At 71.0% G+C, this 12252-nt stretch carries 13 protein-coding genes; 11 read left to right on the top strand and 2 right to left on the bottom strand.

Going from position 1 to position 12252, the window contains the following annotated elements:
* The first annotated feature begins 348 nt into the window (after nt 1-348).
* From truB to FKO37_RS20140, 9 genes are all read left to right on the top strand, one after another.
* Complete coding sequence (truB, locus tag FKO37_RS20100) at nt 349-1266, top strand: tRNA pseudouridine(55) synthase TruB (RefSeq protein WP_238605433.1); 918 nt, start codon at nt 349-351, stop codon at nt 1264-1266.
* 42 nt (nt 1267-1308) lie between these two features.
* On the top strand, nt 1309-2274 hold the full coding sequence (locus FKO37_RS20105) for a bifunctional riboflavin kinase/FAD synthetase (protein WP_078870440.1): 966 nt from the start codon (nt 1309-1311) through the stop codon (nt 2272-2274).
* A 164-nt stretch (nt 2275-2438) separates the two neighbouring features.
* Nucleotides 2439-2915: a helix-turn-helix transcriptional regulator gene (locus FKO37_RS20110; RefSeq protein WP_037812516.1), complete on the top strand. Its 477-nt coding sequence runs from the start codon at nt 2439-2441 to the stop codon at nt 2913-2915.
* Nucleotides 2916-2918: 3 nt separating this feature from the next.
* Complete coding sequence (gene thpR, locus FKO37_RS20115; RefSeq protein ID WP_238605434.1) at nt 2919-3431, top strand: RNA 2',3'-cyclic phosphodiesterase; 513 nt, start codon at nt 2919-2921, stop codon at nt 3429-3431.
* A gap of 144 nt (nt 3432-3575) precedes the next feature.
* Nucleotides 3576-3845 carry a 30S ribosomal protein S15 gene (gene rpsO, locus FKO37_RS20120; RefSeq protein WP_037812514.1) on the top strand — a complete coding sequence of 90 codons (270 nt, stop codon included), beginning with the start codon at nt 3576-3578 and terminating at the stop codon, nt 3843-3845.
* A 238-nt stretch (nt 3846-4083) separates the two neighbouring features.
* On the top strand, nt 4084-6330 hold the full coding sequence (locus tag FKO37_RS20125) for a polyribonucleotide nucleotidyltransferase (RefSeq protein WP_037812512.1): 2247 nt from the start codon (nt 4084-4086) through the stop codon (nt 6328-6330).
* 86 nt (nt 6331-6416) lie between these two features.
* Complete coding sequence (locus FKO37_RS20130; RefSeq protein ID WP_134734476.1) at nt 6417-7781, top strand: pitrilysin family protein; 1365 nt, start codon at nt 6417-6419, stop codon at nt 7779-7781.
* The gene (dapB, locus tag FKO37_RS20135) at nt 7778-8527 is read left to right on the top strand and encodes a 4-hydroxy-tetrahydrodipicolinate reductase (protein WP_037812509.1); all 750 of its coding nucleotides are present in this window, start codon (nt 7778-7780) and stop codon (nt 8525-8527) included. The genes FKO37_RS20130 and dapB overlap by 4 nt, the downstream gene beginning before the upstream one ends.
* Complete coding sequence (locus FKO37_RS20140) at nt 8524-8973, top strand: tetratricopeptide repeat protein (protein WP_167754467.1); 450 nt, start codon at nt 8524-8526, stop codon at nt 8971-8973. Before dapB ends, FKO37_RS20140 begins: the two co-directional genes overlap by 4 nt.
* A gap of 89 nt (nt 8974-9062) precedes the next feature.
* Here the strand turns inward: FKO37_RS20140 and FKO37_RS20145 are convergent, their stop codons facing one another.
* On the bottom strand, nt 9063-9578 hold the full coding sequence (locus FKO37_RS20145) for a membrane protein (protein WP_037812507.1): 516 nt from the start codon (nt 9576-9578) through the stop codon (nt 9063-9065).
* Between the two features lie 152 nt (nt 9579-9730).
* Between FKO37_RS20145 and FKO37_RS20150 the strand changes: the two genes are divergently transcribed.
* Nucleotides 9731-10207 (top strand): GtrA family protein, encoded by a 477-nt coding sequence (locus FKO37_RS20150; protein WP_238605435.1) that lies wholly within the window; start codon nt 9731-9733, stop codon nt 10205-10207.
* Here FKO37_RS20150 and FKO37_RS20155 read toward each other — a convergent pair.
* Nucleotides 10197-10751: a GNAT family N-acetyltransferase gene (locus tag FKO37_RS20155; protein ID WP_043827028.1), complete on the bottom strand. Its 555-nt coding sequence runs from the start codon at nt 10749-10751 to the stop codon at nt 10197-10199. The two genes, FKO37_RS20150 and FKO37_RS20155, sit on opposite strands and share 11 nt — an antisense overlap.
* Nucleotides 10752-10801: 50 nt before the next feature.
* Here FKO37_RS20155 and FKO37_RS20160 point away from each other — a divergent pair, with 50 nt between their 5' ends.
* On the top strand, nt 10802-12016 hold the full coding sequence (locus FKO37_RS20160; protein WP_037812500.1) for a winged helix-turn-helix domain-containing protein: 1215 nt from the start codon (nt 10802-10804) through the stop codon (nt 12014-12016).
* The last annotated feature ends 236 nt before the right edge of the window (nt 12017-12252 follow it).

Here is a 12252-nt window from a genome sequence, read left to right on the forward strand (position 1 = left end):
CTGCCCAGGGCGCTTGCCCGGATCGTCCGCCCAAGCTGGTCGGCTGCCTAGGGCGAGTGCCCGGCTCATTCGCTGGAGCCGGTCAGCTGCCCAGGGTGCTCGCCCGAGCCGGTTGCTCGGGCACGTTGTGGCCCAGTCGGTTCGACTCCCAGCGCGATCGTCCGGATCGTCCGCCCGAGCCACCCGCCCAGGGCACTTGCCCGGACCACCCGCCCGAACCGCCCGCCCAGCCGACCAACCGCCCGGACCAGCCGCCGAACCCAACCCCCTCCAGCCCCCCCGCCACCCCGCACCCCCGCCCAGAACCGGGCGCCAGCCGCGGAATCCGGTCTAGGTAGGGTTTCCGCCGTGTCTCGCCCGAAAGAACCGCGTCGTCCCGCCCCTCCTCCCGGACTGCTCATCGTCGACAAACCGGCGGGCATGACGTCGCACGACGTGGTCGCGCGGGCGCGGCGGATCATGGGCACCCGCAAGGTCGGCCACGCCGGCACGCTCGACCCGATGGCGACCGGGGTGCTGGTGCTCGGCATCGAGCGCGCCACCAAACTGCTCGGCCACCTCGCCCTCGACCGCAAGACCTATCTCGCCACCCTGTCGCTCGGCCAGTCCACCACCACCGACGACGCCGAAGGCGAACCGCTCGGCGCCGAGGCCGCGCCGGAAACCCTCGCCGCTGTCGCCGACCAGCAGATCGCCGACGGGATCGCCGCGCTGACCGGGGACATCCAGCAGGTGCCCAGCGCCGTCTCCGCGGTCAAGATCGACGGCAAGCGCGCTTACGCCCGGGTGCGCGCGGGCGAGGACATCGTCCTCCCGCCGCGGCCGGTGACCGTGCACCGGTTCGACGTTCTCGGTCTCCGCCGCGAGGACGACCGGATCGAACTCGACGCGATCGTCGAATGCTCGTCCGGCACCTACGTCCGCGCGCTCGCTCGCGACCTCGGCGCCGGGCTCGGCGTCGGCGGGCACCTGAAAGCCTTGCGCCGCACCACAGTCGGGCCGTTCACGCTCGCCCGCGCGCGCACGCTCGACCAGCTCGAAGAGAAACCGGAACTGTCGCTGGACCTCGACGCCGCCGTCGCCGCCGCGTTCCCGCGCCGGGATCTCGACGCCGCCACCGCCAAGGCGGTCCAGTACGGCAGGCGCATCCCGGCCGCCGGGATCACCGGCACGTACGGCCTTTTCGCGCCGGACGGCCACGTGCTCGCGCTGGCCTCCGACACCGAGGGAGTGACCCGTTCGGTGGTGGTCCTCCTGCCCGCATAGGGTGGGAGGCAAAGGCACCTCGCTCGGGGAGAGTTGACAACAGTGCAGCGGTGGCGTGGGCTCGGGGACCTCCCGGGCGGCTGGGGACGGTGCGTGGTCACCATCGGCGTGTTCGACGGCGTGCACCGCGGGCACCAGGAACTGATCAAGCGCACCGTCGCGACGGCCGCCGAACGCGGCGTGCCCAGCGTGGTGCTCACCTTCGACCCGCATCCGTCCGAGGTGCTGCGGCCGGGCAGCCATCCCGCGCAGCTGACGACTCTGCGGCGCAAGGCCCAGCTGGTCGAGGGGCTCGGCGTGGACGTGTTCTGCGTGCTGCCCTTCACCCTGGAGCTGTCCCGGCTCAGCCCGCACGAGTTCGTGCACGAGGTGCTGGTCGACCGGCTGCACGCGGCCGCGGTGCTGGTCGGCGACAACTTCACCTTCGGGGCCAAGGCCGCGGGCAACGTCGCGCTGCTGCGCGAACTCGGCCGCCGCTTCGGGTTCGTCGCCTACGGCGCGGAGCTGCAGGGCCGTTCGCTCGACGACGACCGCGGCGCCAACGACATCACCTTCTCCTCGACGTACGTGCGCTCGTGCATCGACGCGGGCGACGTGGTGGCCGCGGCCGACGCGCTCGGCCGCCCGCACCGGCTGGAAGGCATCGTCGTGCGCGGCGACGGACGGGGCCACGACCTCGGCTACCCGACGGCCAACCTGTCCACCGCGCGGTTCGCCGCCGTGCCCGCGGACGGCGTGTACACGGCCTGGTTCACCCGGCTGTCCGATCCGGACCGGCGCCTGCGCGCGGCGGTGTCGGTCGGCACGAACCCGACGTTCTCCGGGCGCGAGCGCACCGTCGAGGCGTTCGTGCTGGACGTCGACGAGGACTTCTACGGCCAGCACGTCGCGCTGGACTTCGTCACCCGGTTGCGGGATCAGGCGCGGTTCGGCGCGCCGGCCGATCTCGTGCGGAAGATCGACGAGGACGTGGCCCGGACCAGGGAAGCGCTCGGCTCGGACAGCTGAGCGGACCCGGTCCCGGGACAGGCCGGGCGCGGGGCGAATCGGGCGTTCCGGCCCGCGGGGGACGCCCGGAGTGGCAAGATGGGCCGGCGGCGCCGGGCCGGGGAAGCGAAGTGGGCCGGCAGCACCGGGCCGCGGGGACGACAGCGCTAGGGGAGCGGAGCTAGGTGGAGGACCACAAGATCGTCCAGCGGAACATCGCGCTGCAGCGGGAGTGGTACGGGGAGCCGCTGGGCGATCGGGTGCGCAGGCTGGTCGTGGCCTTCGACGTGTCGCAGGCGTTCCTGGCCGAGGTGCTGGGGATCAGCGCGCCGATGCTGAGCCAGGTGATGAGCGGGCGGCGGGCGAAGATCGGCAATCCGGTCGTGCTGGCCAGGATGATCATGCTCGAGCGCAAGATCCTGGTGCCCGAGGTCGCCGCGGGCGACCGCGACGCGATGCAGGCCGCGCTCGAGGACGTGCGCGATTCGCGGCCCACCGTCGGCCGCGACAACATCCCGGTCAACTCGGACGAGAAGATCGTGCTCGCGGGCATCCGGGACGTCGCCGAGGACGAGAACCTGGCCGAGGCGGCGAAGCTGCTCGACGAGGACTTCCCGGCGATCGCCGACCTGCTCCGCCGCGCGGGAGCCGCGGGCCAGTAGCCGATGCAGCTGTTCGCCGCACTGCGCCCGCCCGCCGACGTCGCGGCGGAAATCGCCGACGCGCTCGGCGAACGGGACCGGCTGCTGCGCTGGTCCGATCCGGCTGGCTGGCACATCACGCTGGCCTTCTACGGCGAGGCGGACCCTGCCGGATGCGCCGCCTTCCTCGACCGGGCACTGGACGGCCGAAAATCCGTTGACGTCCGGCTCTCCGGTTCGGGAACATTCCCGGGAGTGCTGTGGTTGGGAGTGGCGGGGGAGGACCTCGCCGACCTCGCCGCGGCCGCCACCATGGGCTCCGGCGAACAACGCCCGTACCGGCCGCACCTGACGCTGGCGCGATGCTCCCGCACGCGGCCGCCGACGGCGTGGACGGAACACCTCGCCGGCTTCCGCGGCCGGGCCTGGACCGCGGACCGGGTCGAGCTGATGGGCGGCGGCAGCCCGTACCGCACGCTGCGGTCCTGGCCGCTGCGCCGCGCGGGAGCCGGCCGCGAGCCGACGCTGCCCAGCTAGCCGCACGCGGCTGAAGCCGCAGTTCAACCGGCTGGTAACCTCGCAATCGGGTCCGGCTGCAGTCCGTGGCGGCCGTGACCGTCTCACCCGGCCGCGTGGCGCGGTGCGGGCCTCACGGCACTAGATGCACAAGGAGCACCACCAGTGGCGCTGTCCACCGATGAGAAGAAGACGATCCTCGCCGAGTACGGGCTGCACGACTCGGACACCGGATCCCCCGAGGCCCAGGTCGCGCTGCTCACCAAGCGGATCATCGGCCTCACCGAACACCTGAAGACCCACAAGCACGACCACCACTCCCGTCGCGGTCTCCTGCTGCTGGTCGGCCGTCGCCGCCGGCTGCTGAACTACACGGAAAAGGTGGACGTGGCGCGGTACCGGGACCTGATCAAGCGTCTCGGCCTGCGCCGATAGCGTGCTGACGAGGGGGAGCGGCTTCGGCCGCTCCCCCTCGCCGCAAGCACACCCCCCCACACGGCGCGAGCGCGCTGGAGGAACGATCTCGCCGGTCCTCGGTAGTGGTTCCCGGGCAACGGACCCGGGGGCTTCGATCGAAGACCGGCCTCACACCTCCTCGAGCGTCCTCGGGCGAACCGGGTCCCACAGTGGGAGACTCTCGCCGTACGAAGGAACCAAAGAGGAGATTGACCATATGACCGACTCCACCGGAGTCACCGTGTTCGAGACCGAAGCCGTTCTGGACAACGGCCGGTTCGGCACCCGCACCGTCCGGTTCGAGACCGGCCGGCTCGCCAAGCAGGCCGCCGGCGCCGTCGTCGCGTACCTGGACGAAGAGACCATGCTGCTGTCGGCGACCACGGCGTCGAAGCACCCGAAGGAGCACTTCGACTTCTTCCCGCTGACCGTGGACGTCGAGGAGCGGATGTACGCCGCCGGCCGCATCCCGGGCGCGTTCTTCCGCCGCGAGGGCCGCCCGTCGACCGACGCCATCCTCACCGCCCGCCTGATCGACCGCCCGCTGCGCCCGTCCTTCGCCGACGGCCTCCGCAACGAGATCCAGGTCGTCATCACCGTCCAGAGCCTCAACCCGGACGACCCGTACGACGTGCTGGCGATCAACGCCGCGTCGGCCTCCACCCAGATCGCCGGCCTGCCGTTCTCCGGCCCGGTCGGCGGCGTGCGCGTCGCGCTGATCGAGGGCCAGTGGGTCGCGTTCCCGACCTGGCCGCAGCTCGAGAAGGCCACCTTCAACATGGTGGTCGCGGGCCGCATCGTGGGCGACGACGTCGCGATCATGATGGTCGAGGCCGAGGGCACCGAGCACACGCTCGACCTGATCGCCGACGGCGGCACCGCGCCCGACGAGACCACCGTCGCGCAGGGCCTCGAGGCCGCGAAGCCGTTCATCCGCGTGCTGTGCGAGGCGCAGCAGCGCCTGGCCGCCGACGCCGCGAAGCCGACCGGCGAGTTCCCGCTGTACCCGGCCTACCAGCCGGACATCTACGAGGCCGTCGCCGCGATCGCGTCCGACGAGCTCGCCAAGGCGCTGCAGATCGCCGGCAAGCAGGAGCGCGACGCCGCGACCGACGAGGTCAAGGCCGCCGTCCTGGAGAAGCTCGGCCTCGGCGAGGGCGAGGCCTTCGAGGGCCGCGACAAGGAGGTCGGCGGTGCGTTCAAGGCGCTGACCAAGAAGATCATGCGCACCCGCGTCCTCACCGAGAAGATCCGGATGGACGGCCGCGGCCTGACCGACATCCGCCAGCTCTCGGCCGAGGTCGCCGTGATCCCGCGGGCGCACGGTTCGGCGCTGTTCGAGCGCGGCGAGACCCAGATCCTGGGCGTCACCACGCTGAACATGCTCCGCATGGAGCAGCAGATCGACTCGCTGTCCCCGGAGACGACGAAGCGCTACCTGCACCACTACAACTTCCCGCCGTTCTCCACCGGCGAGACCGGCCGCGTCGGTTCGCCGAAGCGGCGCGAGATCGGCCACGGCATGCTCGCCGAGCGCGCCCTGGTCCCGGTGCTGCCGAAGCGGGACGAGTTCCCGTACGCGATCCGCCAGGTCTCCGAGGCGCTGGGCTCCAACGGCTCCACCTCGATGGGCTCGGTCTGCGCGTCCACCATGGGCCTGTTCAACGCCGGCGTGCCGCTGAAGGCTCCGGTCGCGGGCATCGCCATGGGCCTGGTGTCCGACGAGGTCGACGGCGAGACGCGTTACGTCGCGCTCACCGACATCCTCGGCGCCGAGGACGCGCTGGGCGACATGGACTTCAAGGTCGCCGGCACGAAGGACATCATCACCGCGCTGCAGCTGGACACCAAGCTGGACGGCATCCCGTCCGAGGTGCTCGCGGCCGCGCTGAAGCAGGCGAAGGACGCTCGCCTCACCATCCTGGAAGTCATCGCCGAGGCGATCGACGGCCCGGACGAGATGAGCCCGTACGCCCCGCGCGTCACGTCGGTGAAGATCCCGGTCGACAAGATCGGCGAGGTCATCGGGCCGAAGGGCAAGATGATCAATTCGATCACCGAGGAGACCGGCGCCGACATCTCGATCGAGGACGACGGCACGATCTACGTGGGCGCGGCCGACGGCCCGTCGGCGGAGGCGGCGATCGGCAAGATCAACGCCATCGCCAACCCGCAGCTGCCGAAGGTCGGCGAGCGCTTCCTGGGCACCGTGGTGAAGACGGCCGCGTTCGGCGCGTTCGTCTCGCTGCTGCCGGGCAAGGACGGCCTCGTGCACATCTCGAAGCTGGGCAACGGCAAGCGGATCGCGAAGGTCGAGGACGTGGTGAACGTCGGCGACAAGATCCGCGTCGAGATCGCCGACATCGACAACCGCGGCAAGATCAGCCTGATCGTCGTCAAGGAAGAAGAGGCGGCGAAGCCCGCCGAGGGCGACGCGGAGGCGGAGAAGGCCGAAGCCAAGTAAGGCTCGCGCCCCGCACAGCTTGGTCCGTGAAGGCCCCCTCTCCGGCCGGGGAGGGGGCCTTCACCGCATGTGAGCAAAGGAATCCATTGGCACGGCAGGTTTCCGGGCACGAGCAGCCCGTCGGCACCACCCGTACGCTCGAGTCCACTTCGGACGGTGCGGTCGTCAAGCGGAGCGTCCTTCCGGGCGGCCTGCGGGTGATCACCGAGCACGTCCCGGCGTCCCGGTCGGCGACGGTCGGGCTGTGGGTCGGGGTCGGTTCGCGGGACGAGCCGTCGCCGGTCGCGGGCGCGGCGCACTACCTGGAACACTTGCTGTTCAAGGGAACCGCCCACCGCGACGCCACCCAGATCGCGGAGGAGATCGACGCGGTCGGCGGCGAATTCAACGCCTTCACCGCGAAAGAGCACACCTGCTACTACGCCCAGGTCCTGGACGCGGATCTGCCGCTGGCGCTCGACCTCGTCACCGACGTGGTCTTCGAAGCGCAGTGCACCGATCGCGACATGGACATGGAGCGCAGCGTCGTCCTCGAAGAGATCGCGATGCGCGACGACGACCCGGAAGACCTGCTGCACGAGGAGTTCGTCAGCGCGATCCTCGGCGACCACCCGCTGGGCCGTCCGGTGCTGGGCACGGAAAAGTCCATCACCGAGATGTCGCCGGTCGCGCTGCGCGGCTTCTACCGCCGTCGCTACACCCTGCCGCGGATGGTGCTCGCGGTCGCCGGGAACGTCGAACACGCCCAGGTGCTGCGGCTGGTCAAGCGCGCACTGAACGATCGCCTGGGCGGCACGGCGACGCCGGTCGCGCCGCGGTCCGGCCGTGCGCGGCTCAAGACGGTGCCGAAGCTGGCGCTGCACCCGGACGACACCGAACAGGCGCACGTGATGCTCGGCTTCCGCGCGCTGCCGCGGCACGACGAGCGCCGGTTCACCCTGTCGGTGCTCAACGCGGCGCTCGGCGGCGGCATGAGTTCGCGGCTCTTCCAGGAGATCCGGGAGCGGCGAGGCCTGGCGTACCAGGTGTATTCGTCGGTGGCGAGCTACGCCGACCTCGGGCACATGTCGGTGTACGCGGGCTGCCAGCCGGAGCGCCTCGGCCAGGTCGCCGGGGTGATCCGCGAGGTGCTCGATTCGGTCGCCGCGGACGGGCTGTCCGACGCCGAGGTCGCGCGCGCCAAGGGACAGCTGCGCGGCGGGCTCGTGCTGGGCCTGGAGGACACGTCGTCGCGGATGTCCCGGATCGGCAAGAACGAGCTGAACTATGCCCGGTACCTGGGCGTGGACGACACGATCGCGCGGATCGACGCGGTCACGACCGAAGACGTGTGTGCGCTCGCTCGCACTCTGCTGCGGCGCCCCGGCGGGGTGTCGTCCGCGGCGGTGGTGGGGCCGTACGCTCACGCCGACGACCTGCCGGACGATCTGCACGAGGTGATCGCGTCATGACCGAGTCCCCGATCCGCGTCGGCGTGCTGGGCGCACGCGGCCGCATGGGCGCCACCGTGGTGAAAGCCGTGGAAGGCGCCGCGGACCAGGAACTGGTGGCCGCGCTGGACGCGGGCGACGATTTCGCCGCGCTCGAGAACGCCCAGGTGGTCGTGGACTTCACGCATCCGGACGCGGTGATGGACAACCTGCGCTGGCTGATCGCGCACGACCTGCACGCGGTCGTCGGGACTACTGGCTTCAGCGAGGAGCGGCTGGCCGAACTGCGCGGGCTGCTGGCGGACAAGCCGTCGGTGGGCGTGCTGATCGCCCCGAACTTCGCGCTGGGCGCGGTGCTGGCGATGCGGTTCGCGGCGCAGGCGGCGAAGTTCTACGCCTCGGCCGAGATCATCGAACTGCACCACAACCGCAAGGCCGACGCCCCGTCCGGCACCGCCGCGCACACCGCGCGGATGATCGCCGCCGCGCGGGCCGAGGCCGGGGTCACTCCCGGCTCGGACGCCACTACGTCCGAATTGGACGGTGCCCGCGGCGCGTCCGTCGAGGACGTCCACGTGCACTCGGTGCGGCTGCCGGGCCTGGTGGCGCACGAGGAGATCCTGTTCGGCGGCGAGGGCGAAACCCTGACCATCCGGCACGATTCGCTGGACCGGACGTCGTTCATGCCCGGCGTCCTGCTCGGCGTGCGCTCGGTGGTGTCGCGTCCCGGCCTGACGGTCGGCCTGGAGAACGTGCTCGACCTGTGAAAGCTCGCAATTTCGCGCTGCTGATGACGGCGGCGCTCGTGGTGTACCTCGTCCTGCTGGCGGACCGGGCCGTGGCGCTGCTGCAGACCGGGACGCCCGCCGGGATCGCGCTGGGCATCGGCGTGTTCCTGCTGCCGCTGCTGGGCGTGTGGATCGTCGTGGTGACGTGGCGCTCCGGCATGCAGATCCAGCGGCTGTCGCGGCGATTGGACGCCGAGGGCGGCCTGCCGGACGTGTCGGACCTGCCGCGCCGCCCGTCCGGCCGCGTGGACCGCGACGCCGCGGACGCGTGGTTCGACGAACGCCGCGCGGAGGTCGAGGCGGACCAGGAAAACTGGCGGCCTTGGTACCGCCTGGCGTACGCGTACGACATCGCGGGCGACCGGCGGCGGGCGCGGGCGACCATGCGCAAGGCGATCGAACTGGAAGCGGCGGAACAGAAGTAGCGCTGGCACCCCACTCCCGCTGATGTTCGTGAGGGGCACCCTGAGGGAATCAGATTCCCTCAGGGTGCCCCTCACGTACGTCTAGTCGCTTATTGCAGCCAGCCGGCGAACATCGCGGGCGAAGCCGCCAGCAGGCTGAACCGCACCCACCGCCCGGCGAGGCCCGCGGCGAGGAACGTCGTCAGCCGCATCCGGACCATCCCGGCGAGCACGCTCGTCGCCATGAACGGCGGCAGCCCGACGAGCGAGCTGACCCCGTAGGTGCCGGTCATCCAGTGCGGATGGCGCTGGCAGCGTTCGCGCAGCGCCTCGATCTTGCCGCGGATCACCTTGGTGCGCAGCTGCCAGCGGACCCGTCGCGGCGTCATCGGGCGTTCGCGGTGCAGCCGGTCGTGGAGGAATTTCGGGAGCCGGATCGAGCCGCGCGCGGCCAGGTAGTACATCAGTTTCCCGGCGATCTGCCCGACCGCTACCGCGCCGCCCAGCCACAGCCAGGGCACGCCGGGCTGGCTCGCGCAGAGGCCGATGACGAAGAGCTCGGCGTTGATCAGCGGCACGATCGCCGAGCCGAAGGCGACGCCGAGGGTGATGAGCACCCATCCCATCGCGCCACCCCCTCCGTGTCCGTGCTCACTCCAAGCTATCAGCCATCACGAAAAGATCACGGGGGTTAACCCCACTCTTTCCCCGGGAGCCAACCCCAGAAGATCACCTGGCCGACCGGTCTCGGACACCTTCTGCTGCCACTCTCGAACCCGTGCCTGAGGTGCCGATCGCCGACCGTTTCGCCGGGTTGTGTGCCGCCGTCGTGCGCGTGCTGCCGTTCGGGTTGCCGCGGATCGTCGCGCCGAGTTTCCTCGGTTTCGCGGTGATCAACGGCTTCACCTTCGGTGTCGATCTTCTGCTGCTGACGCTGTTTCACGGCGGGTTGAAGTGGCCGGTGTGGCTGTCGATCAGCGTCGCGTACGTGGTCGCGTTCGGGTTGAGTTTCGTGCTGAACCGAGCGCTCAACTTCCGTTCGCACGCGCCGGTGGGCCGCCAGGCGGTGCTGTACGTGGTGGCGATCGCGGTGAACTACCTGGCGTTTTTGCTCGGGCTGGGCGCTGGATTGGCCGCGCTGGGCGTCGAATACCACCTGTCGCGGCTGATCGCCGGGGCGTGCGAGGGCGTGTTCATGTACTCGGTGATGCGCTGGGTGGTCTTCGCGAAGCGCGAAGAGCCGGTCAGTGTGTGAGTTCCAGTTCCAGGGTGCCGGTGAGCCGGACCTCGCGCAGCGTGCCGCGGCCGGTGTCGAGGGTGCGGACGGTGCCGTCGGGAGACCAGCCGGCGCGGCGGTAGAAGCCGAGCGTCGCGTGGTCGGACTGCGCGACCCAGGTGATGCCGCGGCTGAGCCCGTTCGCGCGCAGGTCGGCGGCGGCGGTCGCGAGCAGCCGCCCGGCGTGCCCGCGACGGCCCCAGCGCGGCTCGACCACCAGCGACGCGATCAGGCCGGGTGCGTCCTCGGGCGCTGACCCGTCGGCCGCGGCGGCTTCGTCCTGCGGGGCCGGGCCCGCGACGCAGTAGCCGACCGTGAAGGAGCCCTCGGTGGCCAGGTAGACGCGGGAGCCGGGGTACTCGATCGTCTCCGCCCAGGTGCCTTCGAGGTCGGCCTTGTCGAGTTCGTCGATGGCTTCGTCGCCCAGCAGGCCGGCGTAGGCGGCCCGCCAGGTCAGCCGCTGGATGCGGGCGATCTCCGCGGCGTCGGACGGGTTCGCGGGACGGACTTCGGCGGCACTCACGCGGGCAATGTACCGAAACTGTCGGGGGTGGCTGGCACCATGGCGGAATCATGCAGACGATCAGCCTTTCCGCCGCCCGCCGCACCGCTCTGGCCGCGCAGGGGTTCGCCGACCCGCGGCCCGCCTCCGACCCGACCCGGCGGCACCTCGCCAAGGTGCTGTCGCGGGTCCAGTTGCTGCAGCTGGACTCGGTCAACGTCGCCGTGCGCGCGCACTACATGCCGCTGTTCTCGCGACTGGGCGCGTACGACCCGGCGCTGGTCGACGACGCCGCGTGGAGCCACCGCGCACGACGGCCGCGGCTGCTGGTCGAGTCGTGGGCGCACGAGGCGAGCCTGCTGCCGATCGAAGACTGGCCGCTGCTGCGGTCCGGCGCGAAGCGGGACGGCTGGTGGCGGAACTACACCAAGGTGGTCGACACGATGCCCGGCCTGCTCGACGACGTGCTGGCGGTCGTGAAAGAGCACGGCCCGATCGGCGCCGGAGCGATCGAGAAGGAACTGGAGACCGAGGCGGTCCGGCGCGGGCCGGGTGCGTGGTGGGAACGCTCGGTGGTGAAGAAGGCGTGCGAGTACCTGTTCGGCGTAGGCCAGCTGAGCACCGGAACGCGGCGGTCCTTCGAGCGGCTGTACGACCTGACGGAGCGAGTCGTGCCGCCGGAGATCCTGTCTCGCAAGGTGTCTGCGGAGGAGGGCGCGCGCGGCCTGATCGACCGTTCGGCGCGAGCACTGGGCGTGGCAACGGAAACCGATCTGCGCGACTACTACCGCCTTGGCCCGGACGTCTCTCGGCAGGCTGTCCAGGAGCTGGTCGAGGAAGGCGTCCTGGAGCCGGTCCAGGTGGCCGATTGGCGCGCGGTCGCGTACCGGCACGCCGACGCGCGGACGCCGCGGGCCGTGTCCGGGCGGGCTTTGCTGTGCCCGTTCGACCCGCTGATCTGGGAACGCGCGCGGACGGAGCGGTTGTTCGGATTCCGGTACCGCATCGAGATTTACGTGCCGGAACCGAAGCGGGAGTACGGGTATTACGTGTTCCCGTTCCTGCTGGACGGCGCGCTGTCCGCACGAGTGGACCTGAAATCCGACCGGGCGGCCGGGGTGCTGCGCGTGCAAGGCGCGTTCGCCGAACCCGGCGCCGACCAGCCGCGAGTGGCAGCGGAACTGGCCGGAGAACTGCGGACGATGGCGGAATGGCAAGGCCTGGACGGCGTGGCGGTGGGGGAGCGGGGTGACCTGGCCCGGGCATTGCGGCGAGCGGTGAAGTAAGCAGGGGCTAGTGGGTGTTGGTGCTTACCGGAATTGCCACTCACGACGGCCGCGGAAGTCTTTGCCGCGGCGGGTGAGGTTGGCGGGCGCGGAGGTCTTTGCCTGGCATGCGGGAGGTTCCCGGCGGCTCGCGGAAGTTCCCGGTGGTTATGGCGTGGCGCGCGGAAGTTTGCGGCAGCTGCCGGGCGTGAGAAAACGTGCTCGGCTGCGGAGGACTCGCAGGCCAAAACGGCCGC

Source organism: Amycolatopsis sp. Poz14 (assembly GCF_006704225.1).
GTDB lineage: Bacteria > Actinomycetota > Actinomycetes > Mycobacteriales > Pseudonocardiaceae > Amycolatopsis > Amycolatopsis nivea.

Coding starts and splice junctions, on each gene's coding strand:
- FKO37_RS20125 (WP_037812512.1), top strand. CDS start 4,084: ATGACCGACTCCACCGGAGTCACCGTGTTCGAGACCGAAGCCGTTCTG.
- thpR (WP_238605434.1), top strand. CDS start 2,919: ATGCAGCTGTTCGCCGCACTGCGCCCGCCCGCCGACGTCGCGGCGGAA.
- FKO37_RS20145 (WP_037812507.1), bottom strand. CDS start 9,578: ATGGGATGGGTGCTCATCACCCTCGGCGTCGCCTTCGGCTCGGCGATC.
- dapB (WP_037812509.1), top strand. CDS start 7,778: ATGACCGAGTCCCCGATCCGCGTCGGCGTGCTGGGCGCACGCGGCCGC.
- FKO37_RS20160 (WP_037812500.1), top strand. CDS start 10,802: ATGCAGACGATCAGCCTTTCCGCCGCCCGCCGCACCGCTCTGGCCGCG.